18 protein-coding genes are annotated in these 21,543 nt (G+C 55.4%); 12 read left to right on the forward strand and 6 right to left on the reverse strand.

The window, feature by feature from the left end; translation table 11 throughout:
- Nucleotide 1: 1 nt before the first annotated feature.
- The 3 genes from rsfS (at nucleotide 2) to HRQ60_RS02410 (ending at nucleotide 2,136) form a co-directional block, all read left to right on the forward strand.
- Nucleotides 2-349: a ribosome silencing factor gene (gene rsfS, locus HRQ60_RS02400; RefSeq protein ID WP_172194044.1), complete on the forward strand. Its 348-nt coding sequence runs from the start codon at nucleotides 2-4 to the stop codon at nucleotides 347-349.
- Nucleotides 346-1,260 (forward strand): CvfB family protein, encoded by a 915-nt coding sequence (locus HRQ60_RS02405; RefSeq protein ID WP_172194045.1) that lies wholly within the window; start codon nucleotides 346-348, stop codon nucleotides 1,258-1,260. The genes rsfS and HRQ60_RS02405 overlap by 4 nt, the downstream gene beginning before the upstream one ends.
- Nucleotides 1,261-1,362: 102 nt before the next feature.
- Complete coding sequence (locus tag HRQ60_RS02410) at nucleotides 1,363-2,136, forward strand: class I SAM-dependent DNA methyltransferase (RefSeq protein ID WP_172194046.1); 774 nt, start codon at nucleotides 1,363-1,365, stop codon at nucleotides 2,134-2,136.
- 225 nt (nucleotides 2,137-2,361) lie between these two features.
- On the opposite strand, the gene HRQ60_RS02415 is transcribed toward HRQ60_RS02410, so the two are convergent.
- Together HRQ60_RS02415 and HRQ60_RS02420 are read right to left on the reverse strand one after the other, a co-directional pair.
- Complete coding sequence (locus HRQ60_RS02415) at nucleotides 2,362-2,556, reverse strand: DUF6199 family natural product biosynthesis protein (RefSeq protein ID WP_172194047.1); 195 nt, start codon at nucleotides 2,554-2,556, stop codon at nucleotides 2,362-2,364.
- A gap of 140 nt (nucleotides 2,557-2,696) precedes the next feature.
- On the reverse strand, nucleotides 2,697-3,554 hold the full coding sequence (locus HRQ60_RS02420) for an AraC family transcriptional regulator (protein WP_172194048.1): 858 nt from the start codon (nucleotides 3,552-3,554) through the stop codon (nucleotides 2,697-2,699).
- Nucleotides 3,555-3,786: 232 nt separating this feature from the next.
- Between HRQ60_RS02420 and HRQ60_RS02425 the strand changes: the two genes are divergently transcribed.
- The 3 genes from HRQ60_RS02425 to HRQ60_RS02435 all read left to right on the forward strand — a co-directional run bounded on the left by HRQ60_RS02425 (nucleotide 3,787) and on the right by HRQ60_RS02435 (nucleotide 7,363).
- Nucleotides 3,787-5,406: an extracellular solute-binding protein gene (locus tag HRQ60_RS02425; RefSeq protein ID WP_172194049.1), complete on the forward strand. Its 1,620-nt coding sequence runs from the start codon at nucleotides 3,787-3,789 to the stop codon at nucleotides 5,404-5,406.
- Nucleotides 5,407-5,443: 37 nt separating this feature from the next.
- Nucleotides 5,444-6,406, forward strand: a complete 963-nt coding sequence (locus tag HRQ60_RS02430; RefSeq protein WP_172194050.1) for an ABC transporter permease — start codon at nucleotides 5,444-5,446, stop codon at nucleotides 6,404-6,406.
- Between the two features lie 96 nt (nucleotides 6,407-6,502).
- Nucleotides 6,503-7,363, forward strand: coding sequence for a carbohydrate ABC transporter permease (locus tag HRQ60_RS02435; RefSeq protein WP_425501618.1), 861 nt, complete (start codon nucleotides 6,503-6,505; stop codon nucleotides 7,361-7,363).
- Nucleotides 7,364-7,472: 109 nt separating this feature from the next.
- Here HRQ60_RS02435 and HRQ60_RS02440 read toward each other — a convergent pair whose 3' ends face one another.
- The gene (locus HRQ60_RS02440; RefSeq protein ID WP_172194052.1) at nucleotides 7,473-8,432 is read right to left on the reverse strand and encodes an ArsR/SmtB family transcription factor; all 960 of its coding nucleotides are present in this window, start codon (nucleotides 8,430-8,432) and stop codon (nucleotides 7,473-7,475) included.
- 533 nt (nucleotides 8,433-8,965) lie between these two features.
- Here HRQ60_RS02440 and HRQ60_RS02445 point away from each other — a divergent pair.
- From HRQ60_RS02445 to HRQ60_RS02460, 4 genes are all read left to right on the forward strand, one after another.
- Nucleotides 8,966-10,300 carry an ABC transporter substrate-binding protein gene (locus HRQ60_RS02445; RefSeq protein WP_172194053.1) on the forward strand — a complete coding sequence of 445 codons (1,335 nt, stop codon included), beginning with the start codon at nucleotides 8,966-8,968 and terminating at the stop codon, nucleotides 10,298-10,300.
- 109 nt (nucleotides 10,301-10,409) lie between these two features.
- The gene (locus HRQ60_RS02450) at nucleotides 10,410-11,303 is read left to right on the forward strand and encodes a carbohydrate ABC transporter permease (RefSeq protein WP_172194054.1); all 894 of its coding nucleotides are present in this window, start codon (nucleotides 10,410-10,412) and stop codon (nucleotides 11,301-11,303) included.
- 43 nt (nucleotides 11,304-11,346) lie between these two features.
- Nucleotides 11,347-12,186, forward strand: coding sequence for a carbohydrate ABC transporter permease (locus HRQ60_RS02455; protein ID WP_172194220.1), 840 nt, complete (start codon nucleotides 11,347-11,349; stop codon nucleotides 12,184-12,186).
- Between the two features lie 39 nt (nucleotides 12,187-12,225).
- On the forward strand, nucleotides 12,226-13,221 hold the full coding sequence (locus HRQ60_RS02460) for a glycoside hydrolase family 43 protein (protein ID WP_172194055.1): 996 nt from the start codon (nucleotides 12,226-12,228) through the stop codon (nucleotides 13,219-13,221).
- A gap of 161 nt (nucleotides 13,222-13,382) precedes the next feature.
- Here the strand turns inward: HRQ60_RS02460 and HRQ60_RS02465 are convergent, their stop codons facing one another.
- Nucleotides 13,383-15,962, reverse strand: coding sequence for a beta-L-arabinofuranosidase domain-containing protein (locus HRQ60_RS02465; protein WP_172194056.1), 2,580 nt, complete (start codon nucleotides 15,960-15,962; stop codon nucleotides 13,383-13,385).
- A gap of 363 nt (nucleotides 15,963-16,325) precedes the next feature.
- Nucleotides 16,326-18,314, reverse strand: coding sequence for a glycoside hydrolase family 127 protein (locus HRQ60_RS02470; RefSeq protein ID WP_172194057.1), 1,989 nt, complete (start codon nucleotides 18,312-18,314; stop codon nucleotides 16,326-16,328).
- A gap of 169 nt (nucleotides 18,315-18,483) precedes the next feature.
- Here HRQ60_RS02470 and HRQ60_RS02475 point away from each other — a divergent pair, with 169 nt between their 5' ends.
- Nucleotides 18,484-19,359: a helix-turn-helix transcriptional regulator gene (locus HRQ60_RS02475; protein WP_172194058.1), complete on the forward strand. Its 876-nt coding sequence runs from the start codon at nucleotides 18,484-18,486 to the stop codon at nucleotides 19,357-19,359.
- 61 nt (nucleotides 19,360-19,420) lie between these two features.
- Here HRQ60_RS02475 and HRQ60_RS02480 read toward each other — a convergent pair whose 3' ends face one another.
- Nucleotides 19,421-20,611, reverse strand: a complete 1,191-nt coding sequence (locus HRQ60_RS02480; protein WP_172194059.1) for an ROK family protein — start codon at nucleotides 20,609-20,611, stop codon at nucleotides 19,421-19,423.
- Nucleotides 20,612-20,874: 263 nt separating this feature from the next.
- Here HRQ60_RS02480 and HRQ60_RS02485 point away from each other — a divergent pair, with 263 nt between their 5' ends.
- Nucleotides 20,875-21,516: a chromate transporter gene (locus HRQ60_RS02485; RefSeq protein ID WP_172194060.1), complete on the forward strand. Its 642-nt coding sequence runs from the start codon at nucleotides 20,875-20,877 to the stop codon at nucleotides 21,514-21,516.
- The last annotated feature ends 27 nt before the right edge of the window (nucleotides 21,517-21,543 follow it).

The raw sequence follows: 21,543 nt of genomic DNA on the forward strand, positions 1-21,543 counted from the left end.
AATGAGTGTAAAACCAAAAGAACTGCTCCATCTCGCGACGGAGGCCGCTGTAGACAAAAAGGCGATGAATGTCGTCGGGTTGGACTTGACCGGCATCTCCATGGTCGCCGATTATTTCATCGTATGTCACGGTAATTCCGATACGCAGGTACAGGCGATCGCTTCGGAAGTCCGCAAGCGCGTGCTCGATGCCGGCGGCACGATCCGCGGGATCGAAGGCATGGACTCGGCACGTTGGGTATTGATGGATCTGGGCGACGTTGTGGTACACATTTTCCATCGCGACGAACGGGAATATTACAACATTGAACGCGTCTGGTCGGATGCGAAAGTGGTGGAAACGGTATGAGTCTCGAAGCGGGGACGATCGTCACGCTTAAGGTGGCCCGTGAAGTTTCGCCGCACGGATTCTTTATGACGAACGGTGTGGATGAGGTGCTGCTTCCTTATACGGAGCGTACCGGCAATATGAAATTCCGTAACGGTCAGGACACCGAAGTATTTATTCACCACGATTCCGAAGACCGACTGATCGCAACGATGAAAAAGCCTCTGCTGACTTTCGGCGAGATCGGCGCATTGGAAGTGGCCGATATTCATCCGCGTCTCGGCTGCTTCCTCGAAATGGGTCTCGGCCGTCAACTGCTGCTGCCCAAGCGCGAACTGCCGGAGCTTCCGGAACTGCAGCCGGAAATCGGCGACCGGGTCTTCGTACGAATGGACCGCGACAAACAAGGACGTCTTCTTGCCCGCGCGTCGGGCGAAGAAGAATTGGCTCCGCTTTGTTTCCAGGCACCCGAATCGTGGAAAAACCAGTGGATGAAAGCGACGGTATACCGTCCTCTCCAGATGGGCACTTTCGTGGTCGTTGAAGGCGGCGTATTGGGCTTCGGCGCACTCGGTCTGATTCACTCGACGGAACGGCCGCGGCCGCTGCGTCTGGGCGAAGTGATCGATGTCCGGGTCGCACGCGTACGCGAAGAAGACGGGCGCGTGAATCTGTCGATGGCACAGCCCAAAGAAATCGGGATGGACGAAGATGCCGAACGGATTCTGTCTTTCATGCGTGCCCGGGAAGGCGGCGCAATGCCTTACTCCGACAGCACGGCTCCCGATATCATCAAGCTGCGCTTCGGGATCAGCAAATCGGCGTTCAAGCGTGCGCTTGGCCGCCTGATGAAGCAGGGATTGATCGAGCAGGAAGATAATTGGACGCGTCTCAAGCAGACCGGCGAAGACACTTCCGGCTCGGAGCAGTAAGATCCGCGCAGGCGGAAACGGGTTAGGCAAAGGACGGCTTTTTTCCGGATAGGGAAAGAGCCGTTTTTTTATGAGAAAAAGAAAAAGGAAAGGGGCAGTGAGATGTCTTACGGAAAATTCGCTTATGTGTACGACGAGCTGATGCAGGATATGCCTTATGCCAAGTGGAAAAGGTTCGCGCTCGAAGCCTGGGAAAAGCATGGGAAACCGGCCGATGTGGTCGAGCTGGGCTGCGGCACCGGTACGTTGACCGCGATGCTGGCCGAAGAAGGTTATCGCATGACCGGGATCGATCTGTCGGAAGATATGCTGGCCGTCGCCCGCAGCAAAGCGGACGAGCAGCCTCCGCTGCAGGGGCTGCTGCGCAGCGGAAGCCTGCAGTTTGTACGGCAGGATATGACCGAGTGGCAGGCGCCGGAGCCGGTCGATTCGGTCGTGTCTTTCTGCGACTGCCTGAACTATCTGACCGAACCGGAAGAAATCGAGAAAACGTTCCGGGCGACGGCAGCCGGCTTGAAGCCGGGAGGTACGTTCCTGTTCGATGTCCACCATCCCGATACCCTGCGGCGCTACGAAGAAGAGCAGCCGTTCGTTTTCGACGAAAAAGGCCTCTCGTACATTTGGACCTGCGGACTGGATGAAGAACGGACCGAAATCGAGCATCACCTGCGCATTTTCGTACGCCGTTCCGGCGGGGGAAGTTCGGATGTCTACGACCGGTTCGACGAAGTGCATGTGGAGCGGGCTTACGAGGCGGAGTGGCTGAAGCAGGCGCTGCTGCGCGCCGGATTCTCGCGCGCCGATTTCTACGCCGATTTCGAATGGACGGCGCCGGGAGAAGGGGCGGAGCGTCTGTTTGCCGTGGCGATCAAATAAAGAAAGCAGCGGGCCGGTTGGTCTGCCGTATCGGACTAGGCTAGGGTTGATCGAGACCCCAAATCGTGTCCGAGCCCGAACCCAGACGTATTCAAAAAACGGATTCCCCGAGGGAATCCGTTTTTTGATAGGCCCGCCTCATTTCCGCCTACCTACCGCGCCTGTGGCATTCGGCCAGGATACGGATACATGCGGCAGATCGCCGCTTGGGCCGCTCCTCCGCGCTTACAAGCCGTTGACAAGAAGCAGCAGAGCGGCCAGCAGCGCCGCCATGCCGGCAAGCCGGCTCCATGTGATCGGAGCGGGAGTCGGCCGGTTGTGGTCGCTTCCGGTCTGTCCGTACCGCCTGCGCCAAATCCACTGCGGAGCCAATACGTTCACCGCTCCGACAGCTACAAGAATAAGAAAAAGCAGGAACAAGATAAAGATCAGCCCCTTTCCGCGAAACGCTGTCTTGTGTATACGCGGCAGAGCTTGAGAAGTTCTTGTCGCTTGCCGGGTTGGACAAGGTTTTGCGAGGAAAAGGCCGATTTGTGTCCGTGATCGGAACGGAGCGGGAGTTATTCGTAAAAAAGCAGCCGTTTCGCATAAGCGTTCCGGAAATCGCTTGGCGTCAGTCCGACTATCTTTTTAAACGCTTTCATGAAATTGTGGGAATCGCTGTAGCCGAGCTTGACGGAAACTTCGCTGATATTCTGGTTCGTGTCGGTCAGCAGGTATTTGGCCAGCTCCATTTTTTGCTGCAGAATATACTGCTTGAGCGATATGCCCGAGATCGAAGAGAACAGATGCGAAATATATTTTTCATTGTAACCGAACACTTCCGCAATTTGGGAGACTTTGACGGGCTGGCCGCGGCTCCATTTGATATAGTCGACGATGTCGTGGTACAGCTGCTCCTGCCGGGTCTTTTTGACGGAAAACGATTCCGCGTGCACGATCTGGTTATACAGCTCGCACAAAATGACGGTCGACATGTAATCGTTGAGCGGAGACGTATCGTAACTGCGGACGGAATCCTGGAGCTGCTTCATCATGACAATCATTTTCTCGAGGCTTTTCAGTTTGCCGTAGCGCGGAAGCACAATTTTCTGTTCCTGCTTGTCCGGCAGTCCCTGATCCGCATTTACGGTGACGACATCCTGCGCTTTGGCGGAAAAATGCAGCCAGTAAAAACTGCATTCCGATACCCGGTACCCGTACTGCTCGGTCGAAGGCGGCAGCAGCAAATATTCGCCTTTCGACACGGTGAAACGCTGGCTTCCGTCGGCCAGATACAAGACGCCTTCCGTGACGACCATCAGTTCGTAATCCGTCAGCGTGCGGCTGAGGTGAATCCAGTTGGCGTCGGGTGCGACGAATTTGCCGGTAATCGCCAGCTCGACGGGAGAATCGACGGACAGCTCGTACGCAATCATCAAAGCGGCCCCCTTTATCCAGTGAAAGTTTTTTTACAAAAAAAGGTCTAAAATAACGCTAACACAAAACATCCCCTCCCGCCAGAGATCGCCCCCTACAAGCTAACCTTTTGACACTTATTCGAACTTTAAACTATTTGCCGAGCCCTGCGATCCGATTAATCTAGAGTCGACAAACGAATATGTAAGCGGATTCAAAAATAGGGTATCGAAAAACGGAGGGGATCGGATCATGGGAAAAAGATTGGCGGTTCTGGCGATTCTGACGCTTGGGGCAGGACTGCTCTCGGGCTGCGGCGGTTCGGAAGAAGAGGGCGGAGCAAGCGGACAGACGACGCCGGACGGCAAAGTCAAACTGACCGCAATCATGACGAAGCACCCGCTGACCCAGGAATTTTCCAAAATGAAATGGCTGCAGGAAGCGGAAGAACGGGCGGGCGTCGAGATCGAATGGCAGGAAGTCAGCGCGGACTGGGGCCAGAAAAAAGGCGCGCTGCTTGCAGGCGGCGATATTCCCGATCTGATCATCGGTCCCAACGCTATTACGGATGCCGACTATGCGCAGTTCCCGGGGCTGTTCGAAGACCTGACGCCGCTGATCGAATCCGGCGCCCCCCATGTCCAAACCATGTTCGGGGAGAAACCGGAAACAAAAGCCATCTCCACCCAACTGGACGGCAAAATCTACGGGCTGCCCAAATACCAACGCTTCTGGCCGGAGACGACCACGCGTCAATTTATCAATAAGCAGTGGCTGGACAATCTGGGTCTGAAAGCGCCGACGAACTGGGATGAGCTGTACGAGGTTCTGGTCGCGTTCAAGGAGCAAGACGCCAACGGCAACGGAGATGCGAACGACGAGATTCCGATGGACTTTGCACCAAGCGGAACAGGCGGTTTCGGTCCGTTTATGCCGACGGTGCTGCTGGGCAGTCAGGGGATCACGCTTACGGATAACGCGGGACAAGGCTACTTCGTGGAAGACGGGCAGGTCAAGAACTTTTTCACCGATGAACGGTACAAAGATCTGGTGGCGTTCCTGCACAAATGCTACGCGGCCGGCCTGATCAATACGGAAGTGTTCACGCAGGATTACACCAAGTACCAATCCGTGGCGCGCGGCAGCGGAGACACGGCGGCCGTCGGCTTCACCTGGGGCTGGGAAGTGACCGACCGCGTCGGCAACACGCTCGCGCCGCAGTACGAATCGCTGGCGCCGCTTAAGGAAACGGCGGATTCAAGCGATACGCTGTCCTGGACGTACGATTACAATTCGCTCAACTACGGGGTCAATATGGTTTCGCTTGCTTCCACCTCCAAAAACAAAGAAGCGGCGGTGAAATTCATCAACGAACTGTACGATCCGGAAGTGAGTATGCAGGTCCTGTTCGGTTCGCTCGGCACCAATATCAAAGACAACGGCGACGGCACCTACGCGGTGCTGCCTCCGGAAGACAAAGCCATGGACCCGGGAACTTGGAAATGGACAACGACATGGGCGGACAACGGTCCGATGTATATCGCGGATTCGCTGAAGCTTGAACTGGGCACGGACATGCAGTCGGTCGGCAAGCAGACGGAACCGCTGAAGGCGGCACTGGACGGGATCGACAAAGAAAAAGACGTGCTGCCGAGCATGTTTATCAAATACAGCGTGGAAGACAACAATACGATGACGCTGAACAATACGTCCATGCTGTCGCTGACTTTGTCCAAATGGGCGGAATGGATTACCAAAGGCGGCGTCGAGGAGCAGTGGGACGGCTATGTGGACAATGTCAAAAAGACCGGCATCGATCAAAATATCGAAATTATTCAAAAATACTATGACGACTATATGAGCAAAAATTAAGCGGTCGTCCGTTCTCCGGGAAAGGAAGTGGCTCTCGATGGTTCCGAAAAATCCGTACGAGCATCCGGTCAATCTGCGCGCCTACAAACGCAAAAAGCCGACGGTGCTCAATACGTTCAGACGCGATTATCAGCTGTGGATCATGATTTTCCCCGCAATCGTCGTTATCTTCATCTTCAATTACATTCCGATGTACGGGATCCAGCTGGCGTTCCGCGACTACAATTTTGCCAAAGGATTGACGGGCGGCGAATGGCGGGGATTGTTTTACTTCAAGCAGTTTTTTGAAAGCTACCAGTTCGCCGATCTGATGAAAAATACGATTGTCATCAGCTTGTCGACGGTCGTGCTCAGTTTCCCGGCTCCGATCATTCTGGCGCTGCTGATCAATCAGCTGCGCTGGAAACGGGCCAAAAAAGCGCTGCAAACGACCGTCTATCTGCCGCACTTCATCTCGATCGTCGTCATGGTCGGCCTGCTGAACGTGCTGCTCTCGCCAAATTCCGGCGTCATCGGCCATCTGCTGCAGTCGATGGGGCTGGGAGACGTGAATCTGCTGGGCTCTACCTCGACGTTCGTGCCGGTCTATGTACTCTCGGAAATCTGGCAGCACTGCGGTTGGAACAGTATTATCTATCTGGCGGCGCTGTCGACGGTCGATCCGCAGCTGTACGATGCGTCGAAGATCGACGGGGCCAGCCGCTGGCAGACGATCCGCAATATCGAGATCCCGGCGCTGATTCCGACGATTATCATCTTGTTCGTGCTCAGTATGGGCAGCGTCCTCAGTACCGGCTTCGAGAAAATATTCCTGATGCAGAATTCGCTCAACCTGCCGGTATCGGAAGTTATCGCGACTTATGTATACAAGATCGGGATCGTGAGCAACCAGTTCAGCTATTCGGCGGCGATCGGGCTGTTCAATACGCTGATCAACTTCTTCTTCCTGTATACGATGAATCTCGTCGCCAGAAGAACATCGGAGACCAGCCTGTGGTAGCGTCGGCGGGTCTGCGAAGAAAGGAGCGGAGTCCTTATGCAGCTTGTGCAAAAAAAGCAAAAAGAAGCGGTGCATAAACGCAAATTCGGCGAGTGGATGTTCGATGCGGTCGTCTTGGCGATCTGTCTGCTGATCTTCCTCAGCATCGTTTATCCGCTGTATTTCGTTGTGATTGCTTCGATCAGCAACTCGACGCTTGTCTCGACCGGACAGGTAACGATTTTCCCCAAAGACATCAGTTTCTTCGGTTATTCGGAAATCTTCAAAGACCAGCGGATCTGGACCGGTTACGGCAATACCATCTTGTACACGGTGCTTGGTACGGCGGTCAATCTGCTGTTCACGCTGCCGGCGGCCTACGTGCTGTCCCGGCAGGAGTTCCGCGCCCGGCGCTTTATCATGTTCGCGTTCGTCGTGACGCTGTTCTTCGGCGGCGGACTGATTCCGACCTACCTGCTGATGAAAGATCTGCATATGCTCAACACGATGTGGGTGTTTATCCTGCCGTTCAGCGTAAACGTGTACAATCTGATCATTGCGCGTTCCTTTTTCGAAAGCTCGATTCCCAAAGAGCTCTACGAAGCGGCCGCCATGGACGGCTGCTCGCATTTTCGCTATTTCGGTTCGGTGGTGCTGCCGCTGTCCAAAGCGATCGTGTCGGTCATCGGACTGTATTATCTCGTCGCGCACTGGAACGATTTCTTCACCGGGCTGATCTATATTCGGAGCAACGATCTTCAGCCGCTCCAGATTGTACTGCGCGATATTCTGCTCTCCAATCAGGTCTTCTCGCAGGGAGCGGGCTCCGGCGGCGCGGCGGGCGGTTATGCCCAGCAGTATGCCGATCAAGTCAAATACGGCGTCATTATCGTATCGACACTGCCGATCCTGCTTGTCTACCCGTTCCTTCAGAAGTATTTCGACAAAGGGGTCATGATCGGTTCGGTCAAAGGCTGACGACGAATTCGGCCATCGAAAAAAATAGACAGCAAAAAAGAGGCCGGAAACGGCCTCTTTTTGCTGTCGCGCCAGTTCGACCAAGCGAAGCGAAGAAAGAATGCACGCGTTATTTGGCGGATAAAGCGGCGGGTCTGTCCGCAGCGGCGAACCCGCCTTCATGCGGATTGTACAGCACCCGTGCGAGCAGATGCTGGCTGTAATTCCCGAAGTGGCGTCCGAACAGCGTAAGACCGCGTTTGTTGGCAGGACGGTCGGTTACGGCCATCCGAAACGTCATTTCGCTCCGGTAATCAAGCCGGATATCTTCGAGCGTGACGTCCGAAATCCGGCAGCCGTCGATAAAACTGCCTTCGCTGTTGATCCGGATCAGCTTGAGCATCCCGTATTGATTCAAGTGGGGCGGCCACCAATCCGGATTGAACGTGCCGCGTACATCGCCGAAGTCGCCGGGGCTGGTCCAGGTGCCGATCGCGATCCCGTTCAGGGAAAAGTCGATATCGGAAGGATAATGATCGTTGTAACCGGGCGCTTCGGAACCGATCTCCATCGAAAATTGGATCTCGCGGAAACTGTGATTGGCTTTGAGGTAATTCGGAATGCGGTATTCGACGAACCCTTCGGCAAGCCAGATGATTTCCGCATGGATCCGCTGAGGATCGGCAAAATAACGCGGATCGTCGAAATCGCCGATGATACTGTCTTTGGTCGCGAGGCCGCAGGTCGGCAGGGCTTTGTAGTCGCTGTAGTGGCCCACCTGGATTTCCACTTCATACAAGTTGTCGGCTTCTTTGCTGCGCAGATCGACCATCAGTTTGTCTTTGTTCAGATAACACAGTTTTTGCAGCCCGTGTTTGCCGCCGGTCGTCCGGATTTCGATCAAGCCGCATTCTTCGAGTTTTTTGATATGGGGCGTGATCGCTCCGTTGCTCAATTCCAGCTTTTTGGCCAGTTCGTTCAAGTTGAGTTCTCCGTTATGCGCCAGCAGTTCAAGAATCCGAATCCGGATTTCCGAACTCAGCGCTTTAAAAATATCGATCCCGCTCATCAAGTCTTTGATATAGATCATGCCGGTTCCCACTTTCCCGAAAGTAGTCCTGAAACGTTTTACTATTTTAAAATATTATAAACGTAAAGCGCGAAAAAAAGCAGTCGGAAGCCAAATTGCCCGAAATACGGCATTTAAAACCCGGAAACAAACGTGAATACGTTATTTTAGTTCAATAAAACCTAAAGTAAAAGTATGAATATGAAAAGGCTCTTTTTCCTCCCCTTTGTTTTAGATTTGCCTCTTATAGCTTTAGAACTTCTTGAAAAGTTTTAAAACTTGTAGTTTACAAGGCCAAATCCTTATGTTATTTTAATCCTGTAAGCGGATACATTCAAGGTTAAATAAATTGTTTTAGATTATTCTAAACTAAAGAGGGGGTTTACCTTTTCATTGCAGGTGCGCCAAACAAGCTATCGAAACAAGCCGCCACAAACGGATCGTAACCCTGCCGGGCCAACCGCCTCTTACATAAACTCCGGCACGGAAAAAGATTCGGTGAGGCAGCCCCGCCAAGACAGTCACTATTCTATTTATATTCGGGAGGGTCAAGCATGATGAAAAAAGGATTTATCGTTTTGACGCTGTGCGCACTTCTGCTCGTGATGGCAGGCTGCGGGAATTCTTCGAGCAACGCGTCTTCGGGTGAGAAGTCGGTCATCGATGCGGGAGCAGGCGAAGGGGCAACCGAATTGTCCTACTGGACCTTCGTTGAACTGCACGGCAAACACTTCGAGAAGATGCTGGAGAAATGGAACAAGGAAAATGCCGATCGCCAGATCAAGCTGAATGTGACGGTCATGCCTTACGACGATATGCACAACAAACTGTCGATCGCGCTGCAGACCGGAACGGGCGCTCCGGATATCGCGGATATCGAGCTGGGCAAATTCCCCGATTTCCTCAAAGGCACACCGCAGCTGGAACCTCTGAACGACGCTATCGATCCTTACCGCGATACGATCGTCAAATCCCGGATCGATATCTACAGCAAAGACGGACAGAACTACGGTATTCCAACCCATGTCGGGGCTTCGGTCGCTTTCTACAACACCGAAATCCTGGAAGAAGCCGGCGTGGATTACACCAAAATCGTAACCTGGGACGACTTCAAAAAAGCCGGACAGCAGGTTTACGAGAAAACCGGCAAATACATGGGTACCGCCGATACCAGCGCGCCTTGGGAAGAATCGATGCTGCTCGCGCAGCAGGGTTCGGACTATACGGATGCCGACGGCAAGCCTCAGGTGAATTCGCCGGAGATGGTCAAAGCATTGACGATGCTCAAAGACCTGCAGGACAGCAATGTGATCTCGACGATTGCCGGCGGACAGCCGGATACGGAAGAAGCTTACGGCGAATATAACTCCGGCAATTATGCAACCGCCTTCATGCCGCTGTGGATGATGTCCCGGTATACGAACTATATGCCGGACCTGGCCGGCAAGATTGCGATCGCGCCGATTCCGGTCTTCGAAAAAGGCATGCCTCGTTCGGTCGGCGGCGGCGGTACAGGCACAGTCGTCACCAAGACGGCCAAAGACGTGCAGCTGGCCAAAGACTTCCTCGCTTTTGCCAAACTGTCCGAAGATGCCAATATCGAAATCTGGAACACGCTGGGCTTCGATCCGGTCAACATGAAAGTCTGGGATATGAAAGAAGTCACGCACAATCCGGAGAACGAATTCGTGAAATACTTCAAGAACAACCCGTTTGACGTGCTGCAAGAAATTCGCGAAGAAATCAAATTCGTCAAATCGGTTCCGGCTTCTCCGACGATCAACAACGTATTCGGCACGGTGACGCTGAACGAGATCTTCGAAGACGGCAAGGACATCAAGCAGGCACTGGACGACGCGCAGGCCCAGATCGAACAGGAACTTCAATAAACCGGCCGATTTCATCGAACGGTTTCCATCCTAACGGAATTCCCGCCTGCCGCGAAAAGTTTGATCTTTTCGCGAAGGCGGGGTTCTCTTTAAAAGAAGGTGCGAAAAGATGATCAAACGATTCCTGTATTCACAAAAAGTCGCTCCCTACGTGTTTGTCCTGCCTTTTATCCTGGTGTTTCTGATCTTCTGGGTGTATCCGCTCGGCAGTTCTTTCACAATGAGCTTTCAGAAACTATCGCTTGGGCAGGAAGCCGAATGGGTCGGTCTGGACAACTATACCAAGCTTCTGGGCGATACCATCTTCCTCAAAGCGGTCATGAACAGCGCCGTGTATATGCTCTGTACGCTGTTGATTCTTATCCCGCTGCCGATGCTGCTGGCGGTGCTGATCAACAACAAATTTATGTGGGGACGCGAATTTTTCAAATCGTCGCTGTTCTTCCCGGCACTGACTTCGGTCGTCGTGGCCGGTACTATCTTCCGCCTCATGTTCGGAGAAATGGACGGCTCGCTGATTAACAGTTTCCTGGGCTTGTTCGGCATCGAACCGGTCAAGTTCCTCAAAGGACAGGTCACCGGATTTATCGCGCTGCTCGCTCTGGCAACCTGGCGCTGGCTCGGCGTGAATATTCTGTACTTCCTGTCGGGACTCAAAAGTATTCCGGAAGATTATTACGAAGCCGCTTCGATCGACGGCGCTTCGGCCTGGCAGAAATTCCGCATGATTACAATGCCGCTGCTCAAGCCGACAACGATCTACGTGCTGACGATCAGTATTTACGCGGGATTGGCTATGTTTATCGAAAGTCTCATGATCTGGAACGGCAACAATTCTCCGAAAAATATCGGTCTGACGATCGTCGGTTATCTGTACCGCCAGGGCATCGAGAAAAGCAATCTCGGTTACGCGGCGGCGGTCGGCATCGTGCTTCTGGTGCTGGCGATGACGATCAATATGATCCAGCTCGCCTTCTCGGGCCTATTCAAGAAGGAGGATTGACATGAAGAAAGATGCAACGCTGAAAATGAACGAAGGCTCGGCGATGCGGGTGAGAAAAGACATTCCGCTCAAGATTCTGCTTTTCGTTCTGTTCACGGTACTGTGCGGCATTATCCTGGTCCCTTTTTATGCAATCGCTCTGGCTTCGTTCAAACCCGGTGAAGAACTGATCCGCTACGGGCTGAACCTGAAGTTCGATTTGTCCGTCATGAGTTTCGACAATTATGCGTATCTGTTCACGGGCGACCATTCGTATTTTGTCTGGTTCTTCAATTCGCTGCTGCTGACGGTCGTCCAGGTGGCGCTTACGCTGATCGTCAGCGCGACGGTCGCCTACGGCTTCTCGGCCTATGAATTCAAAGGCAAAAACTTTCTGTTTATCTGCGTGCTGCTCATCATGATGGTCCCGTTCGAGATTCTGCTGCTTCCGCTGTACACCCTTATCTTCAACCTGAAGCTGATGAATACGTACTCCGCGATTATCCTTCCCGGCATCGCAAGCGCGGCGACGATCTTCTTTTTCCGGCAGTACTTAAGCGGGATTCCCAAAGAGATCATCGCGGCGGGCCGTGTGGACGGAGCAAGCGAATACGGGATTTACTGGCGTCTGATTCTGCCGATCATGAAACCTTCGTTTGCGGCGATGGCGATCCTGAACGGGATGAACAGCTGGAACAACTTCCTGTGGCCGTTCATGGTGCTGAGCGACGAACGCAAATACACGCTGCCGATCGGACTCAAAACGCTGCTGACACCTTACGGCAACAATTACGATCTGCTGATCGTCGGTTCGTTTTTCTCGATCGTTCCGATCTTTATCCTGTTCGTGGCATTCCAGAAATATTTTATCGACGGAATGACGGCAGGCGCGGTAAAAGGCTGAAGACGGTCTACTTATAAGGAAGCAGGGAGAGCGATGGACATGGACGAAGCAAAAAGGTACCGCAATCCTCTAATCGAGCAGCGGGCGGACCCTTTTATCTGCAAGCACGATGACGGCTGCTATTATTTTATGGGTTCGGTACCGGAGTACGATCGGCTCGAGCTGCGACGGGCGCGTACGATCGAAGGTTTGAGGGAAGCCGAGCCCAAAGTCATCTGGACCAAACGCGAAAAAGGGCCGATGAGTGCAAATATCTGGGCCCCCGAGCTGCACCGGATCGACGGCAAATGGTACGTCTATTTTGCGGCCGCCCATACGACCGAGACGAACGAAGGACTGTTCGATCACCGCATGTATGCGCTGGAGAACGAGTCGGAGAATCCGCTGGATGGAACCTGGACGGAAAAAGGCCAGATTGTGACCGCCTGGGAATCGTTTGCGCTGGATGCGACTTCGTTCGAACATGGGGGCCGTCATTATTATGTGTGGGCTCAGAAAGATCCGGCCATCCCCGGCAATTCCAATCTGTATTTGTCGGAAATGGAGAACGGATGGACGCTCCGAGGCCCGCAGGTGATGATCAGCCAACCGGAATACGATTGGGAAAAGATCGGATTCTCCGTCAACGAAGGCGCAGCCGTGCTGAAACGTGGAGGCCGGATCTGGATCACGTTCTCGGGCAGCGCAACGGATCATCATTACTGCATGGGCCTGCTCTATGCGGAGGAAGATGCCGATCTTCTGTCGCCCGACTCGTGGACCAAGCTGGATCGGCCGGTCTTTGCGACCAGCGAAGAGAACGGGCAGTACGGCCCGGGGCATAACTGCTTTACGGTCGGAGAACACGGCGAAGATCTGCTCGTTTACCATGCCCGCAGCTACAAGAAGATCGAAGGCGATCCGCTGTACGATCCGAATCGCCATGCGCGGGTCAAAGCTTTCGGTTGGACCGAAGACGGAATGCCGGACTTCGGCGTGCCCGAAGCGGATACACCAAACGTACGGGAAGAGCAGAAGAGCGGACTCGAACGGTAAGGGTTGAAGATCCCGGCAGAAACGGGACATGAAAGAACGGGTTTATCCAAAAAGCGCTTCGTCCCATTCAAGGGGCGAAGCGCTTTTTCGGGATTCGGACAACGGAAGATCGTCCAACGGTAGATCGGGGAGAGATCCGGTTGGTCCTGCGCAGAACGGCGTCAGGAAAGAGGGTTCACGATTTCGATGATATAGTCCCGCGTTTGTTCGTGATCTTCCGCTGCAGCGGTCAGATGGAGAACGGTCCGCTCTCCATCAAGTTTCACGAGGCGGCGAAGCGTATCTTCGATCAGCACGCCGTCTGCATAGACCAGTCCGTTTCTGCGGACTGGAACGGCGAGAAAGTCGACATGCTCCGCGGTTTCCGGCATATGCAGCGTATAGCCCGTCCGGGAAGGTTCGAACGGAGGCTCCAGTCTGCCGGTACCGAAATCCAGACTCCGCAGCGAAGGGTCGGGATCAAACGGAGTCAGGACGCGCAGGATTCCGAAGATGCCGGTCTCTTCACCGCCGATCTTGAACGTTACATCCAGCTGTTCCCGTTCGCCGATCAGTTCCGCCGGCAGCGTATACCGATGCGAATGGAAACCGCGTCCGATATCGGACGGCGGAACCCCGTCGAAAATCACCGTTCCGCCGGCTTCGATCGTGATCGGCCGGTCGCCTCGGTGGCCGGAGAAAAAGGTTGCTTCCAGCACTTGTTCTTCGCCGGGGCGAACATTCAGCGTGTAGGCGAACCAGCCGCCTGTCTCGGCGCGGCGTGTGGTGCTGCCATCCCAGACGTCGACAAATGTCCGCTCGCCGCGGATCTTGTGTTCCAGCTCGTACTGGTCGTTGCCGACCGGCAGACTGTCGACCGTATGTTCTTCCGTTCGGCTGCCGCGTTTGGCTTCCCGAATATGCCGCTGCATTTCCGCCGAATCGGCTTCGGCGATCCGCCAGTAGATCCCGTAGCGTTCGCCGTGCCGCTTGTAATGCGGCGTGAAGATCAGGCGGTCGTCTTCGTCCGTTCCGCGAAGGACGAATTCAAGGGTGCCGCCGCGCCGTTCCCAGCGCGAAGCGAAAGATTGCAGCCATTCGTCCGGGCTGCCATTGACCGTCAGGAAGTCTTTGACGAGCTTATTTCTCGTCGGTACGCTCACCGCCACGCCGGTGGCGGACTCGGTCAGGTCATCTTGGCCGAGTCCCGCGCTGAGCACGGTAGGGCCGTACTTGAACGCGACCGAATGGGGCGCGTCGGGCAGACCGATCGCGCGCAGCGTCATCGGCAGGCGCAGCTCGACTTGGTCGCCGTCGCTCCAGACGCGGTCCATGACGGCGAAGCCGCTGTGCGCTTGAAGCGGGAAGCGCTCGCCGTTGAGCGTCAGCTCCGCTTCGCCGGCCAGCCATTCCGGCAGGCGGAAGCGGAGCGAGAGGCGGCCGGACTGCGGCCGGGTGAGCGCTACGGTGAAGAGCGCCGTGTCGTTGTCCGGCAGGGAAGAGCGCTGGTTGAGCTTCAAGCCGAATTCCTCGGCGTCAAGTTCCGAGGAGACGTATTGGTGGACGACGATGCCGTCCGCGGAGCGGAAATACAAGCTGTCGTTCAGCTTGGTGAAGCTCTCCATGCCTGTGCCGGTACAGCACCAGAAGTGCTCGAACGGCGAACTGTAGACTTTGAAATAGCCGGTCGCCATCGGTTGGAAATACATCGTCATCCCCGTGTGCGGATGCTGGGACGAGACGATCGCGTTCAGGAACGTATTCTCGTAGAAATCGGCGTATTTGGCATCGCCGCTCAGTTTGAACAGCTCGCGCGACAGCTTGAGCATATTGTACGTATTGCACGTCTCGGCCGTGAAATTGGACCGTTCGCGATCCAGCTTGTCGGGTTCGCCGAAGTGTTCCCATTCGCTGTTGCCGCCGGTAATATAACTGTGATGGTGGACCACCATTTTCCAGAAGGCTTCGGCCGCTTCCAGGTAGAAACGTTCGCTGTCGCCAAGGGTACGGTAGCGGTTTAGCGCCCCCAGGAATTTGGGGATCGTGGTGTTGGCATGTTTGCCGCGCAGGATATCGCGTCCTTCGCGCACCGGAGCAAACAGCGAATCTTCATCGAAACGGTGTGCGGCATCAAGGTGCGCCGGACTGCCGGTCAGTTTGTACAAATCGTACAAACAGTCGTTCATGCCGCCGTATTCCACGGCCAGCACGGCGGCATGGATCTCCGGCGTCCAGGCCAGAGCCCGCTCCGCGATCCAATCGCCCAGACGGGAAGCGATCTCCAGCGCTTGTTGGCTGCCGGCATATTCGTAAGCGGCGGTCAGACCCGCGACAATCTTGTGCATCGTATACCAGGGCACCCAGGCGGGCTGTTTGCGCTCGATCCGGTCAAACAGCTCTTCCGGGAAAGCGGACAAATATCCGCTCCCGAACTGGCACTTGTGCAAGCCTTCCACAAGTTCGTCTATACGTTCGCGCAGCTCGGCATCGCCGGATCCGGCATAAGCCTGCGCCAACGCTTTCAGATAATGGCCGAGCGTGTGACCGCGGATTTCGGTACTTTCCCAACCGGGATATTTCTCGGCGAGCGGAGGCAGTCCCCGGGTTTCCCGGAACCCGGCCAGCAGCCGATCGGGGCTGTAGCTTTTTAGATAGCGGACTTCCTGGTCAAAAGCGTTCCGCAGATAAGCATCATGGATCCGTACACGGTTCAGCGGATAATCGTCGAGCAGCGCCGAAGGCGCGGTGAATTCGGTAGGCATGGCAGTCTTCTCCCTGTTGACGGAAATATGGAATAAGGGCGGTATCCGTTCTGTGTCCAGCTTATCGGCCGCGGCCTTTTGCGTAAATGGCGTGACGTTCGAATAAGTGTCAAAACGTTTGAAAAATAAATAGAATAACGCAGCATTCACAAGCCGGAATTCGTTATTTTGCGCAGAAAGCTTGCAGTAGAGCCTTCTGTTGAGGACGGGTAGCCTGGAAGCTTAGGTGTCAAAAAGACAGAAAATCCGGAGTTTCGAAGTCAAACGTTCATATTCAAATGGGGATCAACCCATCATCCTAACGAAAAGCCCGTCCGCCGGCCCGAAGGCAGGCAAACGGGCAAACGGGCAGGTTATCGGCCGTCAAATCGGGGAGTGCGACGTTGTCAGCCATACGGCCATTTCGCCCCGGCCCCGATTGCCCCACAGATAATAGGGCACCGCGGTCAGGCGGGCCGGTTCGAGCCGCGGAGGCTGCGTGCCGTACAGCGGGCCGCTTACGGAATCCGTATCCGAAGAAGAGGTTACGCTGCGCAGTCCTTGCGTCTCGAGTGCCAGCGCGTCTCCCGGCAGATCTTCCGCCGGCCGCTGCATGAACGAAGCTTGCCGGGGCAGCAGCAGCGAAGAGATCTCTTCGCCATTATCGGCGCTCTCCACACAGTATACGAGGGGTCCCCGCTGAATAGCCGCTTTGTGGGCATCGGCACGTACCCGGCTGTCGGCGTATACAAGCCGGGGCTCGACCTGCAGCTTCGCTTCGACCCGGTCTCCGTTTCTCCACGACCGGCTCAGAAGCAGGTAACCGTCTTGGAAATCGTCGGCCGAGACGGGGATCTCTTCGCCGTTGACCAAGACGGTGAGGTTCGGCGACCAATCGGGCCGACGCAGGGCCAGCGCGAATACGGCTTCGGAATCGGTCTCGATATCGAACGCCGCCGTTCCGCTCCACGGAAGCTCCGCCTGCTGCCGGATCCGGACATTCGTTCCGCCGAGTTCGGCGGACCATTCGCTGCCGATATACAGATTGACGTAGACCGTATCGCCGCGTCGGGTATAGATATAACGCCCCAGGGAAGTCAGCAGCCGCGCAACATTGGGCGGACAGCAGGCGCATCCGAACCAGGCCTGCCGTTCGGATTTGACATGATGTTTGCCCGGATTGTGCGAGCAGGCCTGAGGCCAGACTTCCAGCGGATTAACGTAGAAATAATGCTTGCCGTCCTGGGCCATGGAGCCGAGCACGTTGTTATATAAGGCACGTTCCATCACATCCGCATATTCCGATTTGGGTTCAAGCAGCAGCATGCGCTGGGCGAAGAAGATCAAGCCGATCGAAGCGCAGGTCTCGGCATAGACCGTATCGTTCGGCAGATCGTAATCGAAAGTGAACGCTTCGCCATGATGCGTCGATCCGATGCCTCCGGTGATATACATCTGGGTCCGCGTCACGTTGTGCCAGAGGCGCAGGCAGGCGCGATGCAGCTCCCCGTCCTCCGTCAGGCGGGCCAGATCGGCCATAGCCGTATACATATACACGGCGCGTACGGCATGGCCTGCGGCTTCCGACTGCTCGCGAACCGGTTTGTGCGCCTGGAAATAAGAGACGTCGAGACGATCCTGAAGATTCGGATTGAAGTGGCCGCGTCGCCCGCGGCTTTCCCACTCGGTGCGCAGGAAATTCGGTTCTTGTCCGCGTTCGTTGATAAAGAAAGCCGCAAGCTTCAGGAAACGGTCTTCCTGGGTGAGCGTGTAGAGCTTCACCAGGGCCAATTCGATCTCCTGATGACCGTCGTATCCTTTCAGCTTGCCTTCTTCGGGTCCGAAGACCGTTTCGATATGGTCGACCATACGCCGCATAATCCCGAGCAGCTTGTCTTTGCCGGTCGCTTCATAATAGGAGACCGCCGCTTCGATCATATGGCCGGCGCAGTACAGCTCGTGGCAGTCGGTCAGATTGGTCCAGCGTCTGCCGGGTTCTTTGATCGTAAAATAGGTATTCAGATATCCGTCCGGCTGCTGGGCCGCTCCGATCAGATCGATCAGTTCGTCCGCGCGCCGTTCGAGATCGGGGTCACGCCGGATTTGCAGCGAGTAGCCGACCGCTTCCAGCCATTTGGCCAGATCGCTGTCCTGGAAAACCCAGCCGACGAACTCGCCTTCCGCCTGCTTGGCGGCAATCCGGAAGTTCTGCACAGCACCGCTGGGCTCCGCGCCCGGAGCACGGTCGTGCAGCGCTTCATATTGATAGGGAATTACCACCTGCCGGGCAAGATCGAGATAGCTGGACCAGAATTTGTCGTTCAAGGCAGCGGATACGGCCGTTCCGCCGGAACGTTCGGAGATCGGGTTCATCGGGTTTCTTCCTTTCGTTTCTCGACTAGTCGTTCGATTTACTCCTGTACATTCGTATTATATTCCTTAGAATAAAAGGATACGATTGATAGAAGAAGCTTATTTCTTGTCGGATTTCACACTCAATGAATACGCTTCCCTAAATTTGAAGAAGAAGGGGAGAGATCTGATGGAACAAAGGGAATCGGAAGTTTGTCTGGCGGCTCCGCCGTTTCCGTATTTCACGGAATGCGGCCGCAGCGTGTACCAACCGGGAGACCGTCATCCGAATCGCAGCAATTTGGGAATGTTCGATCTGATCCTGGTGGAGAAAGGAAGACTGTTTATCGGGGAAGAAGATCGGCAGTGGGAAGTTTCGGCGGGGGGAACCCTGCTTCTTCTGCCGGACCGTTATCATTATGCGGTCCGGCCCTGCACGGAAGAAACGAGTTTCGTCTGGATTCATTTTCGGGCTTTGGCGGAATGGGGAGTTCGGACCGATGGCGATACGGCGTTCGTCGATCGGGAAGGTCATATGAACCGGTATGCGACGGCTCCTTATACCATCCGTCTGCCGCAGCTTGGCACGCTGCCTGGAGCTCCCGGCAGCAGCGGAGAAGGAGAGCGCCTGCTCCGTCTGCAGGAACGAAGTTTGTCCGGTGCCGTCTGGGAACGGCAGCGATTATTCGAGCAGCTGCTTCGCTCGCTGGATCTTCGCGGCCGGGATCCGTCCGGCAGTCCCGCTGCAAGCGTCGCCGAACGGACGGAACGTTATATCCGGGCCCATTACGCCAAGCCGCTGACCGGGGCTGCCTTGTCGGAAGCGCTGCATTTTCACTACAATTACTTGACCCGCTGCATGAAGCGGGTCAACGGACTGACTCCGATGGAATATTTGGAGGAATGCCGGCTTGAACAAGCCCGGCTTCTGCTGCTGCGGACCGAATCTTCCGTGGCATCCGTAGCCGAACAGGTCGGCTTCGAGACCGCGCCTTACTTTTCGCGCCGCTTCTCGGAACGCTTCGGCGTACCGCCGCTGAAATTCCGGCAGCGGTATACGCGCTGAGCCGACCGGATCGTATCCGGCCGTCCGATCGAAGAGGTGCAGGGGGCGGCGCGCCGACGCGTCAGACGGACCATTCCTGCAGCAGCATAAAAGCGGCCCCCGCCGCCACGGCATTTTCTTTCAGCTCCGCCAGCGAAAAGGCGGGGCTGTATTCGTTTCCGCGTACAATATTCTTGAGCGCGGTCGCGACAGCCGTTTCATACACAAGCGGATGGGCTTCGATCAGCGGACCGCCAAGCACGACCATGTCGGGATGCAGCACATTGATAAGATTCGCAAGACCGATTCCGAGATAGGCAGCGGCTTCATGGAACTGTTCCTTGACCAGCGCATCGTCGGCATCCAGCGCTTCTGTCAGGTCTGCGAAACGGATCTGGTCCGGATGACGGTCTGCCAGGAGACTGGGCCGGCCAATCTTGAGCTGGGTACGTACCCGGTGTTCGAGCGCACGGACCGATACGAATGCTTCCCAGGCTCCGTGGTTGCCCCGGCCTTCGAAACGTGGACCGTCGGTGGCGATAATCATCTGGCCGACCGCGCCTTCCGCATCGGCCGCGCCGCGGATCAGCCTGCCTTCGGACATCATCGCCGCACGCAGACCGACGCCCGAATGGACATACAGCAGATGCCGGATGTTTTGTCCGCGCAGCGCCCAATGTTCGCCGAGCAGTGCGGTATTCGAACCGTTGTCCAGTCGGGCCGGCACGCCAAGGCGCGTCTGCAGCTGTTCGCAGATCGGAACTTCGTCCCAGCCCGCAGCCGGGAAAAATTCGGGGCCGAGGATCAGTCCGCGTTCGCGGTCCAGCGGGCCGACGGATCCGACGCCGATGCCGAGCAGCTTCTCGCGGGGAATCCCGTGCGCGGCAAGGAAGCTTTCCGCCTCGGCACCGACACGCTGCGTCAGCCGTTCGGGTGTCATATCGGCATCCATTTTCCAGCGGGTGGACGACAGCAGATTGAGATGCATATCATACAAACCCAGTGTGGAATAGATCCGTGAAATTTCCAGGCCGAGCAGGTACCGATAGGTAGGGTGGGTCTGGAACAGGATCGGTTTGCGCCCGCCGGTCGAAGTGCCGAATCCCGAGACCCGAATGATATCCTGGGCGGCCAAATCGTCGAGCAGGCGCGTCATGCTGCTGCTGGTCAAAGCGAATTCGCGCATTAATTCGGCTTTGGATACAGGGCCAAGCTCGAGAATGCGGTGATACACGTGTTTACGGATCGAAGGTTGAGCATGGGCGGTATGCAAGCGAATCTCTCCATTTCCGAGTATGTAAGTTGGTTATGAAACAGTATAAAGGAGCCGCACACTTATTTCTATACTAAATCCATATGAATAATCGACTTTTTGTTGAAATGGTAAAAAGTAGGGCTGTATCCCTCACTATACGGCTTTTTTTTCTCTATATACAATCTTTTTTCATTCTTTTGACGAAACTTAAAACCAAAACGAAGTAATGTGGTATAATGAAAAGATTGCGAAGAGAAGTTTTGCAGGAAAGGAGGAGAAAAATGCAGGTTTCGGCCGCACTAAAAAAGAAAACGCATAGGCTGGGGCAGATTTTCATGGCGTTTCTCAAGATCGGCCCTTCCACATTTGGCGGCGGATACGCGATGATTGCAACAATCGAACGCGAAATCGTGGAGCGGCGGAAATGGATGGAGACCGAGGAAATGGCCGATATGGTCTCGGTAGCCGGGTCGGCGCCGGGCGGCGTGGCGGTGAATTCGGCGGCTTTTGTCGGATACCGGCTGGGAGGCTTGGCCGGAGCCTCGGCCGCGGTCCTCGGAATTACGCTGCCAACCTTGGCTATTGTGCTGGCGCTCAGTTTCACTTTCGCCTGGTTTCGTGACAACCCGAAGGTGGAAGCCGCACTCCAAGGCGTGCATGCGGCCATCACGGCCCTTATTCTGCTGGCAGCCTGGAAAATGGCGCGTACTTCGCTGTTCGACGCGGTCACTTTCGGTATTACGGCAGCGGCACTGGCGATTCTGCTCCTGACCCAGGTGCATTCGCTCTGGCTGATTGCGGGCGGTCCGCTTGTCGGCCTGGCCGCGTCATTCATTCGGCGGAAGCGGGGATGGGAAGTGCGCACGGAACCTTCGCACCGTACCGAAGAAGACCGGGCCATGCTGCCGGAATACTATATTTGATCCGATATTCGCATCGGGAACGATCCG

It is taken from the genome of Saccharibacillus qingshengii, from assembly GCF_013185195.1.
Taxonomy (GTDB): Bacteria; Bacillota; Bacilli; order Paenibacillales; family Paenibacillaceae; genus Saccharibacillus; species Saccharibacillus qingshengii.

Coding starts and splice junctions, on each gene's coding strand:
- HRQ60_RS02455 (WP_172194220.1), top strand. CDS start 11,347: ATGCGGGTGAGAAAAGACATTCCGCTCAAGATTCTGCTTTTCGTTCTG.
- HRQ60_RS02465 (WP_172194056.1), bottom strand. CDS start 15,962: ATGCCTACCGAATTCACCGCGCCTTCGGCGCTGCTCGACGATTATCCG.
- HRQ60_RS02450 (WP_172194054.1), top strand. CDS start 10,410: ATGATCAAACGATTCCTGTATTCACAAAAAGTCGCTCCCTACGTGTTT.
- HRQ60_RS02410 (WP_172194046.1), top strand. CDS start 1,363: ATGTCTTACGGAAAATTCGCTTATGTGTACGACGAGCTGATGCAGGAT.
- HRQ60_RS02445 (WP_172194053.1), top strand. CDS start 8,966: ATGATGAAAAAAGGATTTATCGTTTTGACGCTGTGCGCACTTCTGCTC.
- rsfS (WP_172194044.1), top strand. CDS start 2: ATGAGTGTAAAACCAAAAGAACTGCTCCATCTCGCGACGGAGGCCGCT.
- HRQ60_RS02485 (WP_172194060.1), top strand. CDS start 20,875: ATGCAGGTTTCGGCCGCACTAAAAAAGAAAACGCATAGGCTGGGGCAG.
- HRQ60_RS02425 (WP_172194049.1), top strand. CDS start 3,787: ATGGGAAAAAGATTGGCGGTTCTGGCGATTCTGACGCTTGGGGCAGGA.
- HRQ60_RS02405 (WP_172194045.1), top strand. CDS start 346: ATGAGTCTCGAAGCGGGGACGATCGTCACGCTTAAGGTGGCCCGTGAA.
- HRQ60_RS02440 (WP_172194052.1), bottom strand. CDS start 8,432: ATGATCTATATCAAAGACTTGATGAGCGGGATCGATATTTTTAAAGCG.
- HRQ60_RS02470 (WP_172194057.1), bottom strand. CDS start 18,314: ATGAACCCGATCTCCGAACGTTCCGGCGGAACGGCCGTATCCGCTGCC.
- HRQ60_RS02430 (WP_172194050.1), top strand. CDS start 5,444: ATGGTTCCGAAAAATCCGTACGAGCATCCGGTCAATCTGCGCGCCTAC.
- HRQ60_RS02420 (WP_172194048.1), bottom strand. CDS start 3,554: ATGATTGCGTACGAGCTGTCCGTCGATTCTCCCGTCGAGCTGGCGATT.
- HRQ60_RS02460 (WP_172194055.1), top strand. CDS start 12,226: ATGGACGAAGCAAAAAGGTACCGCAATCCTCTAATCGAGCAGCGGGCG.
- HRQ60_RS02475 (WP_172194058.1), top strand. CDS start 18,484: ATGGAACAAAGGGAATCGGAAGTTTGTCTGGCGGCTCCGCCGTTTCCG.
- HRQ60_RS02435 (WP_425501618.1), top strand. CDS start 6,503: ATGTTCGATGCGGTCGTCTTGGCGATCTGTCTGCTGATCTTCCTCAGC.